Source organism: Leisingera sp. ABM4_103, assembly GCF_056158685.1.
In genome coordinates this window covers 377,968-398,583 of the sequence record NZ_JBSWTU010000005.1, presented here as the reverse complement: position 1 = coordinate 398,583, position 20,616 = coordinate 377,968, and the positions used below count along the sequence as shown (strand labels likewise).

The 20,616-nt window shown below is 66.4% G+C and carries 22 protein-coding genes; 17 read left to right on the top strand and 5 right to left on the bottom strand.

The window, feature by feature from the left end; all coding sequences use genetic code 11:
- Positions 1-33 precede the first annotated feature (33 nt).
- From ACXAED_RS03640 to fsa, 3 genes are all read right to left on the bottom strand, one after another.
- Positions 34-954, bottom strand: coding sequence for a tyrosine recombinase XerC (locus ACXAED_RS03640; protein ID WP_475046961.1), 921 nt, complete (start codon positions 952-954; stop codon positions 34-36).
- On the bottom strand, positions 951-1,658 hold the full coding sequence (locus ACXAED_RS03635) for a DUF484 family protein (RefSeq protein WP_475046959.1): 708 nt from the start codon (positions 1,656-1,658) through the stop codon (positions 951-953). Before ACXAED_RS03635 ends, ACXAED_RS03640 begins: the two co-directional genes overlap by 4 nt.
- A 371-nt stretch (positions 1,659-2,029) precedes the next feature.
- Positions 2,030-2,683 (bottom strand): fructose-6-phosphate aldolase, encoded by a 654-nt coding sequence (gene fsa, locus ACXAED_RS03630; RefSeq protein ID WP_027236718.1) that lies wholly within the window; start codon positions 2,681-2,683, stop codon positions 2,030-2,032.
- Positions 2,684-2,764: 81 nt separating this feature from the next.
- Between fsa and ACXAED_RS03625 the strand changes: the two genes are divergently transcribed.
- On the top strand, positions 2,765-4,960 hold the full coding sequence (locus ACXAED_RS03625; protein ID WP_475046958.1) for a primosomal protein N': 2,196 nt from the start codon (positions 2,765-2,767) through the stop codon (positions 4,958-4,960).
- A gap of 139 nt (positions 4,961-5,099) precedes the next feature.
- Here the strand turns inward: ACXAED_RS03625 and ACXAED_RS03620 are convergent, their stop codons facing one another.
- Positions 5,100-6,161, bottom strand: coding sequence for a YeeE/YedE family protein (locus ACXAED_RS03620; protein WP_475046956.1), 1,062 nt, complete (start codon positions 6,159-6,161; stop codon positions 5,100-5,102).
- A 166-nt stretch (positions 6,162-6,327) separates the two neighbouring features.
- Between ACXAED_RS03620 and ACXAED_RS03615 the strand changes: the two genes are divergently transcribed.
- The 3 genes from ACXAED_RS03615 (at position 6,328) to ACXAED_RS03605 (ending at position 9,031) form a co-directional block, all read left to right on the top strand.
- On the top strand, positions 6,328-7,563 hold the full coding sequence (locus tag ACXAED_RS03615) for an MFS transporter (protein WP_475046955.1): 1,236 nt from the start codon (positions 6,328-6,330) through the stop codon (positions 7,561-7,563).
- Positions 7,564-7,710: 147 nt separating this feature from the next.
- The gene (locus tag ACXAED_RS03610) at positions 7,711-8,583 is read left to right on the top strand and encodes a 50S ribosomal protein L11 methyltransferase (RefSeq protein ID WP_475046954.1); all 873 of its coding nucleotides are present in this window, start codon (positions 7,711-7,713) and stop codon (positions 8,581-8,583) included.
- Positions 8,584-8,686: 103 nt separating this feature from the next.
- Positions 8,687-9,031 carry a hypothetical protein gene (locus tag ACXAED_RS03605; protein WP_475046952.1) on the top strand — a complete coding sequence of 115 codons (345 nt, stop codon included), beginning with the start codon at positions 8,687-8,689 and terminating at the stop codon, positions 9,029-9,031.
- 175 nt (positions 9,032-9,206) lie between these two features.
- Here ACXAED_RS03605 and ACXAED_RS03600 read toward each other — a convergent pair whose 3' ends face one another.
- Positions 9,207-9,425 (bottom strand): DUF1127 domain-containing protein, encoded by a 219-nt coding sequence (locus tag ACXAED_RS03600; protein ID WP_475046951.1) that lies wholly within the window; start codon positions 9,423-9,425, stop codon positions 9,207-9,209.
- A gap of 327 nt (positions 9,426-9,752) precedes the next feature.
- On the opposite strand from ACXAED_RS03600, the gene ruvC reads away from it, so the two are divergent.
- The 13 genes from ruvC to tilS all read left to right on the top strand — a co-directional run bounded on the left by ruvC (position 9,753) and on the right by tilS (position 20,571).
- Positions 9,753-10,250: a crossover junction endodeoxyribonuclease RuvC gene (ruvC, locus tag ACXAED_RS03595; protein WP_475046949.1), complete on the top strand. Its 498-nt coding sequence runs from the start codon at positions 9,753-9,755 to the stop codon at positions 10,248-10,250.
- A complete protein-coding gene (gene ruvA / locus ACXAED_RS03590; RefSeq protein ID WP_475046947.1) occupies positions 10,247-10,936 on the top strand; it encodes a Holliday junction branch migration protein RuvA in 690 nt (229 codons plus the stop codon). Before ruvC ends, ruvA begins: the two co-directional genes overlap by 4 nt.
- A 143-nt stretch (positions 10,937-11,079) precedes the next feature.
- Positions 11,080-12,099 carry a Holliday junction branch migration DNA helicase RuvB gene (gene ruvB, locus ACXAED_RS03585; protein ID WP_019298099.1) on the top strand — a complete coding sequence of 340 codons (1,020 nt, stop codon included), beginning with the start codon at positions 11,080-11,082 and terminating at the stop codon, positions 12,097-12,099.
- Positions 12,100-12,457: 358 nt separating this feature from the next.
- Positions 12,458-13,123: a hypothetical protein gene (locus ACXAED_RS03580; protein WP_475046945.1), complete on the top strand. Its 666-nt coding sequence runs from the start codon at positions 12,458-12,460 to the stop codon at positions 13,121-13,123.
- Complete coding sequence (thpR, locus tag ACXAED_RS03575) at positions 13,123-13,665, top strand: RNA 2',3'-cyclic phosphodiesterase (protein WP_475046944.1); 543 nt, start codon at positions 13,123-13,125, stop codon at positions 13,663-13,665. The genes ACXAED_RS03580 and thpR overlap by 1 nt, the downstream gene beginning before the upstream one ends.
- Before the next feature lie 61 nt (positions 13,666-13,726).
- Positions 13,727-14,110: a tol-pal system-associated acyl-CoA thioesterase gene (ybgC, locus tag ACXAED_RS03570; protein ID WP_475046943.1), complete on the top strand. Its 384-nt coding sequence runs from the start codon at positions 13,727-13,729 to the stop codon at positions 14,108-14,110.
- A 106-nt stretch (positions 14,111-14,216) separates the two neighbouring features.
- Positions 14,217-14,912, top strand: coding sequence for a protein TolQ (gene tolQ, locus ACXAED_RS03565; protein WP_475046941.1), 696 nt, complete (start codon positions 14,217-14,219; stop codon positions 14,910-14,912).
- A 4-nt stretch (positions 14,913-14,916) separates the two neighbouring features.
- Positions 14,917-15,408 (top strand): protein TolR, encoded by a 492-nt coding sequence (tolR, locus tag ACXAED_RS03560; RefSeq protein WP_475046940.1) that lies wholly within the window; start codon positions 14,917-14,919, stop codon positions 15,406-15,408.
- Positions 15,409-15,423: 15 nt separating this feature from the next.
- The gene (locus ACXAED_RS03555) at positions 15,424-16,551 is read left to right on the top strand and encodes an energy transducer TonB (RefSeq protein ID WP_475046938.1); all 1,128 of its coding nucleotides are present in this window, start codon (positions 15,424-15,426) and stop codon (positions 16,549-16,551) included.
- Positions 16,548-17,873: a Tol-Pal system beta propeller repeat protein TolB gene (gene tolB, locus ACXAED_RS03550; protein ID WP_475046937.1), complete on the top strand. Its 1,326-nt coding sequence runs from the start codon at positions 16,548-16,550 to the stop codon at positions 17,871-17,873. The genes ACXAED_RS03555 and tolB overlap by 4 nt, the downstream gene beginning before the upstream one ends.
- Before the next feature lie 103 nt (positions 17,874-17,976).
- Positions 17,977-18,489, top strand: coding sequence for a peptidoglycan-associated lipoprotein Pal (gene pal, locus ACXAED_RS03545; protein WP_475046935.1), 513 nt, complete (start codon positions 17,977-17,979; stop codon positions 18,487-18,489).
- A 4-nt stretch (positions 18,490-18,493) separates the two neighbouring features.
- On the top strand, positions 18,494-19,321 hold the full coding sequence (gene ybgF, locus ACXAED_RS03540; RefSeq protein ID WP_475046933.1) for a tol-pal system protein YbgF: 828 nt from the start codon (positions 18,494-18,496) through the stop codon (positions 19,319-19,321).
- Positions 19,318-20,571, top strand: a complete 1,254-nt coding sequence (gene tilS / locus ACXAED_RS03535) for a tRNA lysidine(34) synthetase TilS (protein ID WP_475046931.1) — start codon at positions 19,318-19,320, stop codon at positions 20,569-20,571. Before ybgF ends, tilS begins: the two co-directional genes overlap by 4 nt.
- Positions 20,572-20,616: the final 45 nt, after the last annotated feature.

Below are 20,616 nucleotides of genomic sequence, written 5' to 3'. Positions count from 1 at the left end.
TTGAGCAGAGGCCGGATAGCGCGCCGCGTCAAGTCATGCCTTGGGGTGGGCGCGCATGTAGACATCCATCAGATGAGTGGTGTCCACCGCCGTATAGGCCTGGGTGGTCGACAGCGACGCATGGCCCAGCAGTTCCTGAATGGCGCGCAGATCGCCGCCGGCTTCCAGCAGGTGGGTGGCGAAGCTGTGGCGCAGCGCGTGCGGGGTCGCGGTGGCGGGCAGGCCCAGCTGGGCGCGGGTCCGGGCCATTACGCCTTGGATCTGGCGCGGGTTCAGCGCGCCGCCGCGCACGCCGCGGAACAGCGGCGCTGCGGCCTCCTGCGGATGCGGGCACAGCTCCAGGTAACGGTTCACCGCGTCGCAGGCGGCGGGCAGCACCGGCACCACCCGCTCCTTTTTGCCCTTGCCAAGGATGCGCAGCACCGGCGGCAGCGGCGCGTCGGAGCCCTTCAGCCCCAGCGCCTCGGAAATCCGCAGGCCGCAGCCGTAAAGCAGCGTGACCACCGCCGCATCGCGGGCCGCCACCCAGTCCTGCTGCGATTGCAGCTCCACCGTCTCCAGTACCGCCTTGGCGGCGTCCGGCGCCAGCGGGCGCGGCAGTTTCTTCTGGAACTTCGGGGCACGGGCCAGGAGCACCGCGGCGGGTTCGAACCCTTCGCGTTCCGCCAGCCAGCGGTAGAAATTCTTGACCGCCGACAGCTTGCGCGCCAGCGAGCGCGCACCGGTTCCGGTGTTGCGCTCTGACGCCATCCAGGCGCGCATGTCGGAGGTAGTGATCCGCGCCAGCGCACCCAGCCCCTGCGGGCCGCCGGAATGTGCGGTCATGAAGGTGAGGAAGGCCGAAACATCGCCGCGGTAGGCGGTCAGCGTGTTGGCAGACGCATCCTCCAGCCCGCCCAGACGCTCCAGCCAAAGCTGCAGCGCATCACGGCAGGCCGGGGAGATCATCGTCATGACAGCCAGCTGCGCATCGCGCGTTCAAAGACGCCGCCGAAGAAGGCCAGCAGATCGGTGCCTTGCATCGGCGAGAACTGATGCGGATCTTCCGAGCCCATCACCAGCATCCCTGGCAGGCGGCCCTCACCAAGATCAAGCATAAGGCAGGCCTCGGAGCGGATCCATTCCGCCTTCAGCCCATAAACCCTCGGGCTGCCGCTTTGGGTCTGGCGCAGGGTCACAGTGCGCTGGCTGCCGGGCTGGCCTGCATAGCTTTCGGCGAATCCCGGGCCTGCCAGTTTCAGCGCATCGGACTTGCGCTCCACCGCGGCGCCGCCGGGCTGGGCGGTTTCCAGCACCAGTGCCAGGGCATCGACGCGCAGGATTTCCGGCATGTCCTGTTCCAGGCAGGCGAGGAAGGCGGTGAAATCCTGCGGCTCCAGCAGGCGCAGAACGGCGCGGTGAATGAGGTTGGTGCCGGCCAGATTGTCATAGGCCGCGGCAATCACCGATCGGTGAGTGTCCTCCAGCCGGTCGAGCCGGGCCGCCATCCGCTCCATCGCGATGCCGCGCAAGTCGACAACGTTGGAGCCCATGGCGCGCTCATTGGCGGCGACGAGGGCGTTCATCAGGTGCTGGTCCTCCAGCACGGCATCGGGTTTGGCGAGGATAGCCTCGCGCAGCTGGTCTTCCAGGCTGATTGAAGGGCTTGTACTGCTCATGCGTGAAACTCTTACGGCTCCGGACCTCTGACGGGTTTGGTTCCGTGTATAACACGGGATTTGCGCAATGCTGCGGAAAATTTCCGGACTGGCAGAAATTGCCGCGCGCAGGCGGGCTCCCGCCCGTCGCCGGTGCATTGAAATGCTCCGCTCCCGTTGGGCCGGGCGCCGGGCAGAGGCCCGGCGCCGCGGCGCTGATGCGCCGCCGCAGCGCGCCGGCAGGCGCGCTGCCGGGCCCAAGCCGCTCGGTGCGGCCCGGCGGCAGCCGGGGGGCATGGCGGCGCGGGAGAGCACGGACCATTAATGCACCCCCGCAAAAGAAAAGGCGCCCGGAGCGGGCGCCTTTCCTGGTTTACCGTGTGCCGGACCGATCAGAGGATCTTGATCTCAGCCGCCTTGATGTCGGCCAGGAAGGCATCCAGGCCCTTGTCGGTCAGCGGGTGGTTCACCATCGCCTTGATCACGGCCGGCGGCGCGGTGATCACATCGGCGCCGATGCGGGCCGAGTCCAGCACGTGGTTCACCGAGCGGATCGAGGCCGCCAGGATCTGGGTCTCGAAGCCGTAGTTGTCATAGATGGTGCGGATGTCCTCGATCAGCTCCATGCCGTCCAGGTTGATATCGTCCAGACGCCCGATGAACGGAGAGATGAAGGTCGCGCCCGCCTTGGCCGCCAGCAGCGCCTGGTTGGCGGAGAAGCACAGGGTCACGTTCACCATGTGGCCGTCGTCGGTCAGGGTTTTGCACGCCTTCAGGCCGTCCCAGGTCAGCGGCACCTTCACCGCGATGTTCTCGGCGATCTCCACCAGCTTGCGGCCTTCGGCGATCATGGTTTCCGCATCGGTTGCGGTCACTTCCGCCGACACCGGGCCGTCGACCAGGTTGCAGATTTCCTTGGTCACTTCGATGATGTCGCGGCCGGATTTCTTGATCAGCGACGGGTTGGTGGTGACACCGTCCACCATGCCCAGATCGTTCAGCTCGGCAATGGCGTCGATCTCGGCAGTATCTACGAAGAATTTCATGGGGCAGTCCTTTGGATGGGTTGGCCTCGGTCGCTTCTGCCTTTACCTCATGGGATTACGGGCGGCAACATGGGCAGCAGCATGAGCGGGCAGGAGTTCTTTCAGGCAGGTGAACGGGTTGGGGTTCTGACCACGCAACCCCTTGACCGGCTTCTGGATTACCGCGCTCCTGAAGGCGGCTGTTTCCTTGGCGCCTATGTCGAGGTGCCCTTGGGGCCGCGCAAGGTGCTGGGTGTGGTTTGGGGGCCGGGGGCCGGGGATTTCGATTCGGCCAAGTTGCGCTCGGTGATCCGGGTGCTGGACGTGGCGCCGATGCGGACAGAGATGCGCCAGTTTCTGGGCAAGGCGGCCGATTATACCCTGACCCCGATGCCAGCGATGCTGCGGCTGGCGACCCGCGCGCCGGGGCTTTCCGATCCGCCCTCGATGCGCAAGATCCTGCGCCGGGGCGAGGGCGTGCCGGACCGGATGACCGAGGCCCGCACCCGGGTGCTGGAGGTGCTGGAGGATTTCGGCGGCCTTGCCTTCACCCCGCGCGAGCTGGCGGACATGGCCGATGTGACGCCTTCCGTGGTCAAGGGGCTGGTGAAGCAGGGTGCCCTGCGCGAGGAGGAAGCCCCCCGCGACACGCCTTATCCGCATCTGGACCCGGAGCTGCCCTCCAAGCAGCTGACTGAGGATCAGGCTAAGGCTGCCGCCGCGCTGGCGGGAGGCGTCCATAGCGGGCGCTATGGCACCACGCTCCTCAAGGGCGTCACCGGCTCCGGCAAGACTGAGGTCTACTTGGAAGCTGTCGCTGCCGCCCTGCGTGCCGGACGGCAGGCACTGGTGCTGCTGCCGGAGATTGCGCTGACGGCCGAGTTCCTGACCCGCGTCGAGGCGCGGTTTGGCGCCAAACCGGCTGAGTGGCACTCCGGCGCGACAATGACCGAACGCCGCCGGGTCTGGAAAATGGTCGGGCAGGGGGCGGCGCAGCTGGTGATCGGCGCGCGTTCCGCGCTGTTCTTGCCGTTCCGCGATCTCGGCCTGATCATCGTCGATGAGGAGCACGACACCTCCTACAAGCAGGAGGACGGGGTGCTGTACAACGCCCGCGACATGGCGGTGCTGCGCGCGGCGATGTGCTCTGCGCAGGTGGTGCTGGCGTCGGCCACCCCCAGCTTGGAGACCTGGGCCAATGCGGAGGCGGGAAAGTACAAGCGCCTGAACCTCACCTCCCGCTTCGGCGCCTCGGTGCTGCCGGACATGCGCGCCGTGGATATGCGGTCCGAGGACCTGCTGCCCTCCACCTGGATTTCTCCGACCCTGAAGCAGGCGATGAATTTGCGCATGGAACGCGGCGAGCAGTCGCTCCTGTTCCTGAACCGCCGCGGCTTTGCCCCGGTCACCATCTGCCGCGCTTGCGGGGCGCAGGTGGCCTGCGACCATTGCGACGCGCGGATGGTGGAGCACCGGTTTATGAAGCGGCTGATGTGTCACCAGTGCGGCGAAACCAAACCGGTGCCGGAGGCCTGCCCCTCCTGCGAGGTGGAGGGCAAGATGGCCCCGGTCGGCCCCGGCATCGAACGCCTGGCCGAGGAAGCCACGGGGCTGTTCCCGGAGGCCCGTATTGCGGTGCTGAGCTCCGACCTGTTCGGCTCCGCCCGGGCCTTGAAACAGCGGATCGAGGAGATTGCCGCGGGCGAGGCCGACATCATCCTGGGCACCCAGCTGGTGGCCAAGGGCCACAATTTTCCGCTGCTGACTCTGGTCGGGGTGATCGACGCTGACCTTGGCCTGCAGGGCTCCGACCTGCGCGCGGCGGAGCGAACGTTTCAGCTGATGCGCCAGGTCGCGGGCCGCGCGGGGCGTGCCGAACGCCCGGGCGAAGCCTTGATGCAGACCTTCCAGCCGGAGCATCCGGTGATCCGCGCGATCCTGTCGGGCGATGAGGAAAGCTTCTGGAAGGCGGAAGCCGCCGAACGCCAGGCGGCAGGCGTGCCGCCTTATGGCCGGATGGCCGGGATTATCCTATCGGGTCCGGATCTGGCGGCGGTCTTCGACCTTGGCAATGCGATGGCCCGCAACGACGGCGCGCTGCGCCAGATCGGTGCGCAGCTGTTTGGACCCGCCCCGGCCCCAATCGCCCGCGTCCGCGGCCGCCACCGGGTGCGGCTGCTGGTCAAGGCCGCCAAGGGCGCACCGCTGCAAGAGGCTATCGCCCGCTGGATTGCACCACTCCGGCTCAAAGGGGATTTGCGGCTGAGCGTCGACATCGACCCGCAAAGCTTCTTCTGAGGCCAGCAGGCAAGGGGCTCTGCCCCCGGCCCTCGCGGGCCTCCCCCGGGATATTTGGGGCCAGATGAAGTGCGGATCCTTTATTCTTCTGGCTGGAAATATCCCGGAGCGCGAGGCAGAGCCTCGCATGAAATGCATTTCAAGCCGCGGCGGCTTCGGCCGGGGCGCGGGTCAGGATGCTGGTGGCGATAGCGCCAATCCACATGAAAAACAGTGCCGTCCAGGCCGTGCCGACGAAGATTGACCCGCCGGTGACCCCGGCACCGATGGCGCAGCCGCCGGCCAGCATGCCGCCGAACCCCATCAGCGCGGCACCGGTCATTGCCTTGCGCATGGTGGCGGCGTCATCAAAGGCCTGCAATTTCATCTCGCCCGCCAGCGCCGCGGCCAGCATGGCGCCGATGAATACGCCGGGCACCAGGCCGATGTCGAACTCCAGCACCGCCTCCCGGTCCAGGAAGAACATCAGGGTGTGGGCGGATGGTCCCGTGAAGGTCGCGCTTTCGATCTGCACCGGGTCAAACGCCACCTGGCTCAGCGCATAGGTCAGCACCCATCCAAGCGCGACGGCAAATCCCACCCCGGAGGCAAAGACCAGCCGCGCGGCGCCAATCCGGTTGCGGCGCGCCAGCACCAGGGCCAGCGCTGCCGTGGCCAGACCAAGCAGCAGCCCGCCAGCTTGCGGCAGGCCAAGAGCGGCCAGCAGGTCCAGATTGCGCCCGCCGTCGGTGATCCACAGCCGGGCGAGCCAGTCGCGCGCAGGCGACAGCAGGCCGGACAGGCTCATCTGCGCCACCACCGCAAAGATCAGGCCGGACACCACCGACCGCAGGTTGCCGGTCGCTGCCAGCACCAGGAGCCGTCCCGAGCAGCCCCGCGCCAGCACCATGCCGCAGCCGAACATCAGCCCGCCAAGGATGGCGCCGGACCAGCTGCCCGGCACCGCCATCATCCGGGCGTCGGCGCTTTCCATCAGCCCCAAGAGCTGCGCCGCCTGGACCCAGACCACGGCAGTGGAAAAGGTCAGCAGCCAGACCGAGACCTTGTCACCAAGCCGCCCGCCGGCAAACTCCACCGTGGCCGCGCGCAGGCAGAACCGCGACCGTTGGGCCGCGACGCCAAAGACAATGCCCGTCAACAGGCCCAGCAGCGCCGCCGCGGGCGCTTCGCCGATACGCTCAACCAGGGGAACCAGATCCATCACACACCTCCAAATTCACATGTGTGCATATGAGGGGCGGTGAGAGCATGCCTTGATACAGATCAGATGAGGCACCTCAAGGCGCTTCTGCGCGCTGATGCGAAGGTGGATGTGCAACCGCTTGTTGGCTCTCGCCAAAGCGGGCGCAGAGGCGTACACCCGGAGCATGTTCAAACCGATGCCCCTGCATGAGGCGCAAGGCCTCCCGTTCTGGCGCCGCCCCGTGACGCTTCTGTTCCTGATGGCGCTGGCGATGCCGATTGCCTTCAACGCCTGGAGCGCGCTGCTCAACAACTTTGTGATCGAGGCGGCGAACTTCGACGGTGCCGACATTGGCCTGTTGCACACGGTGCGGGAAATTCCCGGCTTTCTGGCGGTGGGGGTGATTGCAGTGATCCTGTTCGTCCGCGAGCAGGTGCTGGGGCTGATTTCCCTAGTGCTGCTCGGCGTGGCGACGGCTGTTACCGCCTGGTTCCCGTCGCTGGGCGGCCTTTTGATGGTGACGCTGCTGAGCTCGATCGGCTTTCATTATTACGAGACGGTGAACCAGTCGCTGCAGCTGCAATGGCTGCCCAAGGAGAAAGCGCCGCAGACGCTGGGCTGGCTGGTGGCTGCCGGATCAGCGGCGACGCTGGTGGTCTACGGGCTGATCGTGCTGACCTGGGACCGGTTCGATCTGGCCTATAACACCGTGTTCCTGGCGGCGGGCGGGGCAACCGCGCTGATTGCGCTGATTGCGCTGTTTGCCTATCCGCAGTTCGACGCACCGCACCCGCAGACCAAGAAGCTGATCCTGCGCAAGCGCTATTGGCTCTATTACGCGCTGCAGTTCATGGCCGGCGCCCGGCGGCAGATCTTTGTGGTCTTTGCCGGTTTCATGATGGTGGAGAAATTCGGGTTCGAGGTGCATGAGCTGACCGGGCTCTACCTGATCAACCTGGTGATCAACATGACTGCGGCGCCGATGCTGGGCAAGGCTGTGGCCGTGTTTGGCGAGCGGCGCACGCTGATCTTTGAATACGCCGGGCTGGCCACTGTCTTTGCGGCCTACGGCGGGATCTACTGGTTCGGCTGGGGCGTGGTGGTGGCTGCGGTGCTCTATGTGGTGGACCATGTGCTGTTCGCGCTGGCGCTGGCGCTCAAGACCTATTTCCAGAAGATCGCCGACCCGGGGGATATCGCACCGACCGCCGCCGTGGCCTTTACCATCAACCACATCGCGGCAGTGTTCCTGCCGGTGCTGCTGGGGCTTTTGTGGGTCTATTCGCCGGGCATGGTGTTTGCGCTGGCGGCGGGCATGGCGCTGGTGTCGCTGTCGCTGTCGCTCTTGATCCCGCGCCATCCTGAGCCCGGCAACGAGACGATCTTCAGCAAATACGCCCGCCCGGCGCCGGCCGAGTGACGCATCAGCCCCGTGGCGCCAGCCGCAGGGCGAGCGCCCGCGCACAGGGTGAGCGCGGGCGCTGCCTGGCTTTCAGCCAGGCGGGGGACGCTTGACGCGGGGCGCGCGGCAGCCTAGGCGCTTGCCAACAGTTTCAGGAGAGACGCCATGACCACCTTCACCGCCCTCACCACGCTCCCCGGAAAAGCCCAGGCCGAAGCGCTGGGCGACGCCATGGAGCGGCTGAACCCGGAACCCACCGGTGTGGGCGTCTTTGAGATGGAAGACGGCTCCGGCCTGTGGGAGGTCGGCGGCTATTTCACCGAAAGCCCGGACGAGGCGGGACTTGCCCTGCTGGCCGCCATGCACGAGGCCAAGCCATTTGTTGTCTCCGAGGTGCCCGAAACCGATTGGGTCGCCCATGTGCGCCGCGAGCTGGCACCGGTGGAGGCAGGCCGCTTTTTTGTCTACGGCAGCCACGACGCGGATAAACTGCCCGCAGACCGCATTCCGCTGCTGATCGAGGCGGCGATGGCCTTCGGCACCGGCCACCACGGCACCACGCTCGGTTGCCTCAAGGCGCTGGATCACCTGCTGACTCAGGGTTTTTGTGGCGAGAAAGTGGCCGATATCGGCTGCGGAACCGCGGTGCTGGCGATGGCCGCCGCGCGGGTCTGGGACGGCGCCATCCTGGCCAGCGACATTGACGAGGTCGCGGTCGAAGTCGCTGAGGCCAACCTCAAGGCCAACGGTATGGAAGGCCAGGTCACCTGTCTGGAAGCGGCGGGTTTCGATCACCCGGATCTGCAGGCGCAGGCGCCCTATGACCTCATCTTTGCCAATATTCTGAAGGGGCCGCTGGTCGCCCTGGCCCCCGATCTGGCCGCGAATCTGCGCCCCGGCGGCTATGCGATTCTCTCTGGAATCCTGAACGAACAGGCCGATGATGTGGCCGGTGTTTATGCACAGCAGGGCATCAATCTTGAGCGCCGCGACGAAATTGGTGAATGGACAACGTTACTTCTGCGTAAAGCGGACTGATTGATTTAAATTTGCGGCGAATTTTAGGGGTTCGCCGCATTTTCGCCGCATTTCGAGCCAAAGATTGGCCATCCGCTGGTGGGGGCCAGTTCGGAGGCTCGTAATGGGCGAACATCGTGATCAGTTCCAGGCGCGTTTGAAGCAGATCAACCGCAAACACGAAGCCATGTCTGGAGGCTACTCGGCAAACCTGCGGCCGGACGGGCTGCTGGTGGTGAAGCCGCGCCGGGTGCAGTCCCGGATATCGGCGCGCACGGCGGTTTTCTTCGTGGCGGCCTTTCTGCTGTTCAAGGGGTTCCTAATGGCGGCCCTTGGTTTTGGCAGCTACGACGAGCGGGTGCAGGCCCTTGCCGGGGGCAGCGGCATTGAGCGTGCCGGGGCCTTCATCATGCAGGCCGATCCGCTCTCCGTCCTTGTTGCCCAGAAGATCGGACCCGTTCTGCGCTGACGGCTATGTCCGCGGAAAGGGTGCAGAAAGGCCGCCGGCCCGGGGGAGCTGGCGGCCTTTTCCGTGCCGGGACCGCGCTGAGCTTTGCTGGCAACAAAAAACGCCGCGGCCTGTTCAGGTCCGCGGCGTTTCCCTATTCGCCCCGAGGGAGGAGGCAGGGCGGAAAAAGGGGGTCTTAGAAGACGGTTTTGCCGGTGGCGACGTTTTCGATGTCACCGCGGCACATGCCGATGTCGGCCAGTTCGCGGTCGGACAGGCCGGACAGCGCGTTGCGGGTTGCGCGGGCGTCGTTCCAGGCGGCGAATGCGCCGGCAGCGCTGGCGACCAGATCGCCGATGCGGCCAAACAGGCCGGTGGAACCATAGGTGGTGCGGGTGGTGTCAAAAGCGGCCATATCCTTGTCCTCTGATCTGGTGTTGGCTGTCGTCGCGTTGTTGCGATGGCGGGCATCTAGTGGGGAACAATCAGGGCGGCAAGGGCCGAATTTGCATGTGTCATATGCAGTTTGTGCATAGCTTAAAGCCTTATAAACAAGGGCTTTCCTCCCGGTTGAGGAAACCGGCGAAAAATGTCGTTTCCGCCTCTGCAGAGGGTCGGTTTCAGACCTCGGCGGCGCTGCTTTGCAGCTTTCGGGTGCGGGAAAGCAATTGGACATGTTCGCGTTTTGTGCTAACCGTTGGAAAAATAATTCTCGGGCAAGCGGGCAGGGACCGGTCACATCATGCGGATTTTGGGAATTGATCCGGGGTTGCGGAACCTCGGATGGGGCGTGATCGAATCGCGCGGCACCCGGCTCAGCCATGTAGCCAACGGTGTCTGCACCTCTGACGGGGATGATCTGGGCGAGCGTCTTCTATCGCTGCACAATCAGGTTTCCGAGATCATCGAGGCCTTTGCCCCGGATCAGGCGGCGATCGAGCAGACCTTCGTGAACAAGGACGGCGCGGGCACGCTGAAACTGGGCCAGGCCCGGGGAGTGGCGCTGCTGACGCTAGCCAAGGCAGGCCTGCCGGTGGGGGAATACGCGCCCAACCGGGTCAAGAAGACGGTGGTCGGCGTCGGCCATGCCGAGAAGGAGCAGGTCATGCATATGGTCAAGCTGCAGCTGCCGGGCTGCCTGCCGAAAAACGCCGATGCCGCGGATGCGCTGGCGATTGCCATCTGTCACGCCTATTACGGGCGCACACAGCAGCGGCAGCTGAGGGAGAAACGCGCATGATCGGCAAGCTGACAGGCCGTCTTGACTACCGGGCGCAGGATCACGTGCTGATCGACGTGCGCGGCGTCGGCTACATCGTCTATTGCTCCGACCGCACCATGGCGGCACTTCCGGGCGTGGGGGAGGCCATCGCGCTATATACCGACATGGTGGTGCGTGAGGACCTGATGCAGCTCTATGGCTTCACCTCGCTGGTGGAGAAAGAATGGCACCGGCTGCTCACCTCAGTGCAGGGGGTTGGGGCCAAGGTCTCTCTGGCCATCCTAGGCGCCTTGGGGCCGGACGGCGTGAGCCGGGCAATTGCGCTGGGCGACTGGGCGTCGGTCAAGGCCGCCAAGGGCGTCGGCCCCAAGACGGCGCAGCGCATCGTGCTGGACCTCAAGGACAAGGCGCCCGGCGTGATGGCGATGGGCGGCACTGTGGTAGACGCGATGGACGGCCCGGGGCTGGAGGTGATCGAGGACGCAGACCCTGCACCGGCCGCCAAACCCGCTCGCAAGGCGCCGCCCAAGAAACCCAGCGGTGCGGCGGCGGCCTCTGCCGGTGCGCTGTCGGCCTTGGGCAATCTGGGCTATGGTCCCTCGGATGCCGCTGCAGCGGTTGCAGAGGCGGCGGCCACCTATCCGGATGCGGATGAGCCGGAGCTGATCCGTGCCGCGCTGCGTCTGCTGGCGCCGAAGGGGTGATCAGACAATGGCATTGAAGCACAAAGGGCAGTGCCCGGCCGCGGGCGGAAAGCGAAGCGCCCGCCCGGGGGGGCGGACGGGCGCTGCCCGGCCTATCGGCCAGGCGGTTCATCTGAATGATAGCTTGAGGCGGAGTGACGCTGATGATTGACGCCGACCCCGCCCTGCGCCCCGAACCTCTGCCTGAGGACAATGACCGCGCCCTGCGCCCGCAGGGCCTTGGTGAATTCATCGGTCAGGCCGAAGCCCGCGCCAACCTGCGCGTCTTTATCGAATCCGCCCGCCGCCGCGGCGAAGCGATGGACCACACGCTGTTCCACGGTCCCCCGGGCCTCGGCAAGACCACGCTGGCCCAGATCGTCGCGCGCGAGCTGGGGGTGAACTTCCGCATGACCTCCGGACCCGTCCTGGCCAAAGCCGGCGATCTGGCGGCGATCCTCACCAACCTTGAGGCCCGCGACGTGCTGTTCATCGACGAGATCCACAGGCTGAACCCGGCGGTGGAGGAGGTGCTCTACCCGGCGATGGAGGATTTCGAGCTCGACTTGGTGATCGGCGAGGGGCCGGCAGCGCGCACCGTGCGGATTGAGCTGCAGCCCTTTACCCTAGTGGGGGCCACCACCCGAATGGGCCTTTTGACCACGCCCTTGCGCGACCGCTTCGGCATCCCGACCCGGCTGCAGTTCTACACCATCGACGAGCTGTTCGAGATCGTCAGCCGCAACGCCCGCAAGCTGGGCGCGCCGGCCGATGACGCCGGCGCCCGCGAGATCGCGCGGCGCGCCAGGGGCACCCCCAGGATCGCCGGGCGGCTCCTGCGCCGCGTGGTGGACTTCGCGGTGGTCGAGGGCGATGGCACCATCACCCGGGAGCTGGCCGATGGCGCATTGACGCGGCTGGGGGTGGACCAGCTGGGGCTCGACGGGGCGGACCGGCGCTATCTGAAGCTGATCGCTGAAAACTACGGCGGCGGGCCGGTGGGGATCGAGACGATTTCGGCCGCCCTCAGCGAGAGCCGCGACGCGCTGGAGGAGGTGATCGAGCCGTACCTCTTGCAGCAGGGGCTGATCCAGCGCACGCCGCGCGGGCGGATGCTGGCGCAAAAGGCTTGGACCCACCTGGGAATGCCGCCGCCGCGCAGCCAGAACGACCTGTTCGGGTAAAAGCAAGCTGCGCTACCATAAGTTGTGTCAGCGATGCTGTCCAAATGTTTCGCGCGCGAAACATTGCGGCAGCATGGCTGACCTATTTGCGAGGTTCCGATTTCTCTTTCAGGCAGGTGTTCCCGTCCGCCGCCGGCCCATAAAAGATGGGCCTGCGCCCGTTGGGCGTGGCGCCGCGCTGACGCGCGGCGCAGCTGCGCTCAATCCAGGCCCGCGCCGCGTCAGCGGCGCCGGGCCCAAGGCTGCTGCCGGAGGTCTGGCGCAGCCAGGAGGCCGGGCAGGCGCGGGAGCAGCCCCCCTTCCTCTTGCCGCCGCGCGGCGCAGACGGCATAGACGGGGCAGGACCAAGGAGACGCCCATGACCGCCCAGCTGCCAGACCTGACGCCGGAGCAGATCGAAGCCCTGTTCACACGCAATGACGGCTCTTATGCCTTTGCCCGCTGGGGCCGGCCCGTGGCGCCGATCGTGTTCGGAGTCCAGGACGAGACCCTCAAGACCGTCAAGGGTGCGCTTGAGGCGGTGATGACGCTGGCGGGCCACCAGATGGCAGAGACCGACCCGGAGCTGGGCTCGAACCTCATGTTCTTCTTCTTCCGCGATTGGGAAGAGCTGCTGGCGGTTCCGGATCTGGACCGGCTGATCCCGGGCCTGCAGCCGCTGGTGGCCCGGCTGAAGGAGGCGGACGCCAGCCAGTACCGCGCCTTCCGGTTTGACGATCAGGGCGGCATCAAGGCGGCGTTTGTGTTCCTGCGGATGAAGGGCGCGATGGCGCAGATGCCGGCCGAGACCCTGGCGCTGACCCAGGCGGTGCAGGTGGCGCTGATGTGGGGCGACGCGGCTTTTGCCGGTACCTCGCCGCTGGCTGTGCTGCCGGAGACCGGCGCCACAATCCTTCGCCCCGAGATCGCCGGCGTGATTGCCGCGGCTTATGACCGGATGATGCCGGTGGCGGCAGAGGACAAATCCCACGCACTGCGCCTGTTCGCACGCCTTCAGGCGCCGGCGGAACCGCCGCAGCCCTGATGCGCGCTTTCGTGGGCTTGCCGCTGCCGGATGCAGCCCTGGATGCGCTGGAGCGGGTGCAGGAGGGGCTGACCGTCGGGCGGCATGTCCCGTCAGAAAACATGCACCTGACGCTGGCTTTCCTGGATGACCAGACCGAAGCATCGCTGCAGGCCCTGCACCAGATGCTGGCGGAGATCAGCGCCCCGCCGTTGACGCTCACGTTCAACGGACTGGATACCTTTGGCGGCAAGCTGCCGCGGGTGCTGGCGGCGGAGGTGCTGAAAACGCCGGAACTGACCGGGCTGCGCGGCCGTGTCCGCAGCGCCTGCCGGGAAGCGGGCATAGACCTGCCGCGCGAACGCTTCCGCCCGCATGTGACGCTGGCGCGTTTCCCCCGGCATCTGGAGACGGGACAGGTTGAAAAAATCGCGCAATTTCTTGCGGGAGCGGCGGGGTTCCGGCTGGACTGCGAGGCGGACAGTTGCGCGCTGTTTCAGTCGACCCTGGCACCGGAAGGCGCGCGGTATGACATGCTGGCGGAGTATCCGCTGGAGGGTTGAGCCGCTTGCAGCGGTCTGGCGCCACCCATAGGGTGCGCTGGCAAACGCAGGAGAGCAGGCAATGAACCACCAATTCCCCGTCCGGGTCTATTACGAGGACACCGATATGGGCGGGATTGTATATCACGCCAACTACCTGCGCTTTATCGAGCGCGCCCGCAGCGACTGGGTGCGCGGTATCGGGGTGGATCAGAACGCCATGCGCGAGGCCGGGCTGATCTATGTGGTGCGCCGGATCGAGGCGGATTACCTGGCGCCCGCGAAGTTCGATGAGGAGCTGCTGGTCATGACCTCCATGCAGAATGTGACCCCCGCCCGGATGGTGCTGGCTCAGGAGGTCACGCGGGACGGACAGCCGCTGTTCAGGGCCCAGGTGACAATCGTCTGTATAACCACCGGCGGCAAACCGGCCCGGCTGCCGGCAGAGATTCGCGCATTGCGGTAACAATTGGCGCCCGCCCGCCTGTTTTAATGGCCTTTGCCATTGAACTGCGCTAGCGTCTTGCCAAATAAGGCCGGATAAACGGCCGGAACATCTATAGAGCAGGCTAATGGAAGCAGAAACTCTGGCGCTGGCGCAGGAGATTGATTTCTCCATGTGGGGCCTTTTCGCGCGGGCCACCGTGACCGTGAAACTGGTGATGCTGATGCTGGTGGGGGCCTCGATCTGGTCCTGGGGCATCATCATTCAGAAGATGATCAATTACCGCAAGGCCCGCAGCGAAGCGGACGCGTTTGACCGGGCATTCTGGTCGGGTCACCCGCTGGACGAGCTGTTTGACAGGCTGGGCGCGGACCCTGCTGGCCAGGCAGCGCGGATCTTCTCTGCCGGCATGAGCGAATGGCGCCGCAGCCATCGCAGCGACGGCGGGATGATCCCCGGCGCGCAGGCGCGCATCGACCGGTCGATGGATGTGGCCATCGCCAAGGAGACCGAGGGGCTGCAAAGCGGCCTGTCGGTGCTGGCGACCGTCGGCTCCACCGCGCCTTTTGTGGGCCTGTTCGGCACTGTTTGGGGCATTATGACCGCCTTTATCGAGATTGCAGAGCAGCAGAACACCAACCTGGCTGTTGTGGCGCCGGGTATTGCCGAGGCGCTGATGGCGACCGGCCTGGGCCTGCTGGCCGCAATCCCGGCAGTGGTATTCTACAACAAGCTGAGCGCAGACAGCGATCGCATCATCGGCGGCTATGAGGCCTTTGCCGATGAGTTTGCCACCATCCTCAGCCGCCAGCTGGACTCCTAAGGCCATGGGTGCCGCAGTCCAGCAGCCGCAGGGAGGCGGCGACCGCCGCCGGGGCCGCCGCCGCCGCCGCGGCCAGCCGATGTCGGAAATCAACGTCACGCCGTTTGTCGACGTGATGCTGGTGCTGCTGATCATTTTCATGGTGGCCGCGCCTTTGATGACCGTCGGCGTGCCGGTGGAACTGCCCAAGACCGCAGCAGGCGCGCTGCCGGGCGATGAGGAAGAACCGCTGACGGTGACCATGACAGCCGAGGGCGGGGTGGAAATCCAGACCACCCCGGTAGCGCGTGATGAACTGGTGCCCAAGCTGCGGGCAATTGCGGCAGAGCGGTCCTCGGACCGGGTGTTCCTGCGCGCGGACGGCAAGATTGCCTATGCCGATGTGATGCAGGTGATGGGCGCGCTCAATGCGGGCGGCTTTTCCAACGTGGGGCTGGTCACCGATACCGGCGGCCCGGCTTTGGACGGGCAGCGGGCACAGGGCGCGGGACAGTAAGCGGGGACGCGGACGGTGCAGACCGGAACCAAGATCTCTCTTGCCGGGCACGGATTGCTGATGGGATGGGTTGTCTTTGGCGCCTGGTTCCCGTCCGAACCCTTGCCGTCCAACGTGCAGCAGGTGGCGCTGATCTCCTCTGAGGAGTTTGAGAAACTGAGCCAGCAGCGCCAGGCGCCGCAGGTCGCGCCGGAGCCCGCGCCGCTGAATGAGCCTGCCGAGGTGCAGCCCGCGCCGGAGCCTGCGCCGCAGCCGGATCCGGAGCCGGAAATCACTCAGCCGGAGCCGGTCACACCGGTGGAGCCCGACCCGCAGGTGGCGGAGCTGCCCGATGCGCAGCCCGAACCAGATGTGCCGGACACGCCTCCGGCGGCGTCGGAGGAGCCTGAAATCGCTGCGCTGGTGCCGCAGGTCAGGCCGGAGGCCGCTCCGCGCCCGGTGGACCGGGTGGCGCCGGAGCCTGTGGCGCCGCCGGAGCCGGACACGCGGATCGACGATATCGTGCAGCCCGAGGTCGCGCCGGAACAGGGCGCCGAGACCGAGCAGGAGGTGCAGGAAGCCACTGCGCGCGAGGCTGCCAGCGACCGGATCGTCACCGAGGAGAACGAGGGCGAAGACGTCGCCGCCTCTGCCGCGCCTGCCGTCTCCAAACGCCCGGTAACCCGGCCGGCAAGGCCGCAGCCGGAACCTGAACCGCAGGTGACCGAAGCGGCGCAGCCGGCAGAGCCGGAGCAGTCCAGCACGTCGTCAGCCGTGGCGGATGCCCTGGCCGAAGCGCTGGCGGGCGGCGCCGATGTGGAAGCGCCGGAACCCTCTGGCCCGCCGCTGACGCTGGGGGAAAAGGATGCGCTGCGGGTGGCGGTATCGCAGTGCTGGAACGTGGGCTCCCTGTCGACCGATGCGCTGAAAACCACAGTGGTTGTTGCGGTGTCGCTGGCGCAGGACGGCCGGCCCGACACGGGCTCGATCCGGATGCTGTCCAGCACCGGCGGCGCATCATCGGCGGCGCAGCAGGCCTTTGACGCAGCGCGGCGGGCGATTATCCGCTGCGGCGCCAGGGGATTTCAGCTTCCGGCTGAAAAGTACGCGCAATGGCGCGATATTGAGATGACATTCAATCCTGAAAGGATGCGGATCAAATGAGGAATATTCTGGCGGCACTCCTGATTGGCGCCTCGGTACTGGCCGGGGCAGGTGCAGCCGCGGCTCAAACCGGCCCGCTCCGCATCGAAATCGACCAGGGCGTGATCGAGCCGTTACCCTATGCGGTGCCGGATTTCGTGCCGGAAACCCCGGCGGCAGCGGAATATGCCACCGAAATCGCGCGCGTCATCGCGTCCGACCTCAGCGGCACCGGGCTGTTCCGGGAAGTGCCCGCCAGCGCCCACATCTCCAAGGTGGCGGCGTTCGACGGCCCGGTCAAATTTGCCGACTGGAAAGCAGTGAATGCGCAAGCGCTGATCACCGGCGCGGTCAGCGTCACCGGCAACCGGCTGACGGTGCGGTTCCGCGGCTATGACGTGTTCGCGGAAAAGGAGCTGGAAACCGCGTTGCAGTTCACCGGCACCACCGACGGCTGGCGGCGGATGGCGCATAAGGTGGCGGATGCGATCTATAGCGAGATTACCGGCGAGAGCGGTTATTTCGACAGCCGGGTGGTCTATGTCTCTGAAAGCGGGCCCAAGAACGACCGCCGCAAGCGGCTGGCGGTGATGGATTACGATGGTGCCAATGTTCAGTATCTGACCAACAGCGCCTCCATCGTGCTGGCGCCGCGGTTCTCTCCCACCGGCGACCGGGTGCTTTATACCAGCTACGAAAGCGGCTTTCCGCAGATCCACGTGCTGGATGTGGGCCAGGTGCAGCGCAAGGTGCTGTCCAGCGGCGACGGCACCATGAGCTTTGCGCCGCGGTTTGCACCTGACGGGCGCACCATCGTCTATTCCCAGACGCAGGGCGGCAATACCGACCTCTACTCAATGGATATCGAGACCGGCGCCAAGACGCGGCTGACCTCGGCGCCCTCGATCGAGACCGCGCCGTCGTTCTCGCCCGACGGTTCGCAGATCGTGTTCGAAAGCGACCGCTCCGGCAGCCAGCAGCTGTACGTCATGCCCGCAGGCGGCGGCGAGGCGCGGCGGATCAGCTTCGGGCAGGGCCGCTATGGCACCCCGGTCTGGTCGCCGCGCGGCGACATGATCGCCTTTACCAAACAGAACAAGGGCCGGTTCCATATCGGCGTGATGCGCACCGACGGCAGCGAGGAACGGCTGCTGACCGCGTCCTTCCTGGACGAGGGGCCGACCTGGGCGCCCAATGGCCGGGTGATCATGTTCACCCGCGAAAGCCAGGGCAGCACCGGGCGGGCGCTGCTGTATTCGGTGGATATCACCGGCCGCAACCTCAAGCCGGTCAGGACACCGGACGGGGCGTCGGACCCCTCGTGGTCGCCGCTGCAGAAGTAAACGCTGCGGAAACAGGGCCGTTTAGGCGGGGATACCCGCATAGAACCAGACCCGGGCTTATGATAACGTCGGGGCAAGAAACGCAAAGGAATAGGCAGACATCATGAGCGGCTTGAAATTGGCAATGGCGGCAGTGGCCGTGCTGGGGCTGGCAGCCTGCAGCAATAACCCCTGGAACGACGATCTGAACGGCGCCGGCGGCCCTGGCGGCGCAGGAGCGGGCGCGGGCGCCGGTGCATTGGATCCGGCCAGCCCGGCCTATTTCCAGCAGACTGTTGGCGACCGGGTTCTGTTCGCGATCGACCAGCACACGCTGTCGCCCGCCGCGCAGGCCACTTTGCAGGGGCAGGCGCGCTGGCTGGCGCAGAACGCCGACTATGCGGTCACCATCGAGGGCCACGCGGATGAGCAGGGCACCCGCGAATACAACCTCGGCCTGGGTGCCAAGCGCGCCAACGCCGCCCGCGAATACCTGATTTCGCAGGGTATTGCCGGCAGCCGCATCAAGGTGGTGAGCTACGGCAAGGAACGCCCGCTGGAAATCTGTTCGGACGAAACCTGCTATTCTAAGAACCGCCGCGCTGTCACCGTGCTGGCTGGCGGCCTGACGGGGTAACGGCATGAAATCTCTGCGCACCGCGCTTCTGGCCACTGTGATGCTGCTGCCGCTGCCGCTGGCGGCGCAGGATTCGCAGACCCTGGCGGATATCCGCCAGGAGCTGACCGTATTGCACGTGGAGATCCAGCGGCTGAAGCGCGAGCTGTCGACCACCGGGTCTCCTTCCGCGGATGTTTCGGGCAATACGGTGCTGGACCGCGTCGCTGCGATTGAAAGCGAGCTGCAGCGGCTGACCCTGCAAACCGAAGAGCTGGGCCACCGGATCGACCGGATTGTGGCTGATGGCACCAACCGGATCGGCGACCTGGAATTCCGCCTGGTTGAGCTGGAAGGCGGCGATGTCGGCGCTTTGGGCGAGACCACGACACTGGGCGGCGGCGAGCTGCCAGCGGCGGTGGTTGCCGCCCCGCAGGCAGAGGATAGCGGCACAACGGGCGGCGAGCTGGCGATCGGTGAGCAGGCGGATTTCGATGCCGCCGAGAAGCTTCTGGCCGAGGGGCAGTATCAGGAAGCGGCAGAGAAGCTTGCGGCATTCAACCAGGCCTATCCGGGCAGCCCGCTGGCGGCGGCGGCAGAGTTCAGCCGCGGCAAGGCGCTGGACGGGCTGGGCGACACCCGCGAGGCGGCCCGGGCCTATCTGGCGGCCTTTACCGGCAATTCCTCCGGCCCGGTGGCGCCCAAGGCGCTGTTTGAGCTCGGCGCCGCATTGGGGCGCCTTGGCCAGACCGATCAGGCCTGCGTGACACTGTCCGAGGTCGGTGTGCGGTTCCCGGGGACGGGGCCCGAAGAAGAAGCCAAGGCCGAAATGGCCAAGCTGGGCTGTTCTTGACCCCGGCCGGGCGGGATATCCCTGCTCTGGTGCGCAGTCAGTTCCGTTCTGCTCTGCCTGCCAGGCTGGGAATCGCGCTGTCCGGCGGCGGTGATTCGATGGCCCTGATGCATCTGCTGCATGACTGTTTCGGCGGCGGAGAAGTTGAGCTGTTCGCGGCGACTGTCGATCACGGGCTGCGCCCGGACTCGGCGGATGAGGCGGCGGCAGCCGGGGCGGCGGCAGGCCGCCTTGGCATCCCCCATGAGGTGTTGCACTGGGAGAACAGGCCGCAGGAAGGCAACCTGCAGGCGCAGGCCCGCGCGGCACGGTATGATCTCCTGTGCAGCTGGGCGCGGCGGCACGGCATTCCGGTGCTGGCGCTTGGACATACAGCGGATGATCAGGCGGAGACGGTACTGATGCGCATGGCCCGGGCCTCTGGGGTGACCGGGCTGTCGGGCATGGCAGAGCGGCGCACCCGCGATGGGGTGACCTTGCTGCGGCCGCTCCTGGATGTGACCCGCAGCGAGCTGCGCCGCTATCTGGAGGCCCGTGGCATTGATTGGGCAGAGGATCCTAGCAACGAGGATACCCGGTTCGAACGGGTGCGGGTGCGCCAGGCGCTGGAGCAGCTGGCACCGCTGGGGCTGACGCCCGGCGTGATTGCCAAGGTCGCCCGGAATATGGGCAAGGCCCGCGAAGCGCTTGACTGGTATGTCTTTCTGGCCGCCCGCGATCTGGTCCATGTCCAGACCGGCGCCGTTGTTCTGTGCCAGCGCAAGTTCCGCACTTTGCCCGGCGAAATTAGCCACCGGCTGCTGGTGCGCGCCTTTCAATGGATTTCGGGCGCCGCCTATCCGCCGCGCCGGGTGCCGATGGAAAAGGCGGTCCTGGCTGCGCGCAACGGCAGTTCCGTCACCCTGGCAGGCTGCCGCCTGGTCAGCACGGCCAAGCAGGTCTGGATCTGCCGGGAATACAATGCCGTGAAAGGGGAAACTGCCCTGCCGGGGCAGCGATGGGATGGCAGGTGGAAGATTTTCGGCGGTGATGCAAAGGGTTGCGAAGTGCGGGCCCTGGGGCGGCAGGGGCTGGCGCAATGCCCCGACTGGCGCGCCGCGGGCGTGCCGGGCGCGGTGCTGGAGGCCACACCGGCGGTGTGGCACGGTGCCCGGCTGGCCGCTGCGCCCGCGGCCGGACTGGCCAATGGCTGGTCGGCTGAAACGGCAGGAAGCGAAGAAGAGTTCTTTGCATCCCTTTTATCTCATTGAACCTGCCTGAATGATCCTTATTTTAAGCACAACGCAGGCGGCCCG

What these genes read in the sequence shown, in the direction of transcription:
- ACXAED_RS03580 (WP_475046945.1), top strand. Translation starts at nt 12,458, where the DNA reads ATGACCGCCCAGCTGCCAGACCTGACGCCGGAGCAGATCGAAGCCCTG.
- ACXAED_RS03625 (WP_475046958.1), top strand. Translation starts at nt 2,765, where the DNA reads ATGAGCGGGCAGGAGTTCTTTCAGGCAGGTGAACGGGTTGGGGTTCTG.
- tolQ (WP_475046941.1), top strand. Translation starts at nt 14,217, where the DNA reads ATGGAAGCAGAAACTCTGGCGCTGGCGCAGGAGATTGATTTCTCCATG.
- ACXAED_RS03615 (WP_475046955.1), top strand. Translation starts at nt 6,328, where the DNA reads ATGTTCAAACCGATGCCCCTGCATGAGGCGCAAGGCCTCCCGTTCTGG.
- ruvB (WP_019298099.1), top strand. Translation starts at nt 11,080, where the DNA reads ATGATTGACGCCGACCCCGCCCTGCGCCCCGAACCTCTGCCTGAGGAC.
- ACXAED_RS03600 (WP_475046951.1), bottom strand. Translation starts at nt 9,425, where the DNA reads ATGGCCGCTTTTGACACCACCCGCACCACCTATGGTTCCACCGGCCTG.
- pal (WP_475046935.1), top strand. Translation starts at nt 17,977, where the DNA reads ATGAGCGGCTTGAAATTGGCAATGGCGGCAGTGGCCGTGCTGGGGCTG.
- ACXAED_RS03620 (WP_475046956.1), bottom strand. Translation starts at nt 6,161, where the DNA reads ATGGATCTGGTTCCCCTGGTTGAGCGTATCGGCGAAGCGCCCGCGGCG.
- ybgF (WP_475046933.1), top strand. Translation starts at nt 18,494, where the DNA reads ATGAAATCTCTGCGCACCGCGCTTCTGGCCACTGTGATGCTGCTGCCG.
- ruvA (WP_475046947.1), top strand. Translation starts at nt 10,247, where the DNA reads ATGATCGGCAAGCTGACAGGCCGTCTTGACTACCGGGCGCAGGATCAC.
- tolB (WP_475046937.1), top strand. Translation starts at nt 16,548, where the DNA reads ATGAGGAATATTCTGGCGGCACTCCTGATTGGCGCCTCGGTACTGGCC.
- tolR (WP_475046940.1), top strand. Translation starts at nt 14,917, where the DNA reads ATGGGTGCCGCAGTCCAGCAGCCGCAGGGAGGCGGCGACCGCCGCCGG.
- ACXAED_RS03610 (WP_475046954.1), top strand. Translation starts at nt 7,711, where the DNA reads ATGACCACCTTCACCGCCCTCACCACGCTCCCCGGAAAAGCCCAGGCC.
- ybgC (WP_475046943.1), top strand. Translation starts at nt 13,727, where the DNA reads ATGAACCACCAATTCCCCGTCCGGGTCTATTACGAGGACACCGATATG.
- ruvC (WP_475046949.1), top strand. Translation starts at nt 9,753, where the DNA reads ATGCGGATTTTGGGAATTGATCCGGGGTTGCGGAACCTCGGATGGGGC.
- ACXAED_RS03635 (WP_475046959.1), bottom strand. Translation starts at nt 1,658, where the DNA reads ATGAGCAGTACAAGCCCTTCAATCAGCCTGGAAGACCAGCTGCGCGAG.
- fsa (WP_027236718.1), bottom strand. Translation starts at nt 2,683, where the DNA reads ATGAAATTCTTCGTAGATACTGCCGAGATCGACGCCATTGCCGAGCTG.
- ACXAED_RS03605 (WP_475046952.1), top strand. Translation starts at nt 8,687, where the DNA reads ATGGGCGAACATCGTGATCAGTTCCAGGCGCGTTTGAAGCAGATCAAC.
- thpR (WP_475046944.1), top strand. Translation starts at nt 13,123, where the DNA reads ATGCGCGCTTTCGTGGGCTTGCCGCTGCCGGATGCAGCCCTGGATGCG.
- ACXAED_RS03640 (WP_475046961.1), bottom strand. Translation starts at nt 954, where the DNA reads ATGACGATGATCTCCCCGGCCTGCCGTGATGCGCTGCAGCTTTGGCTG.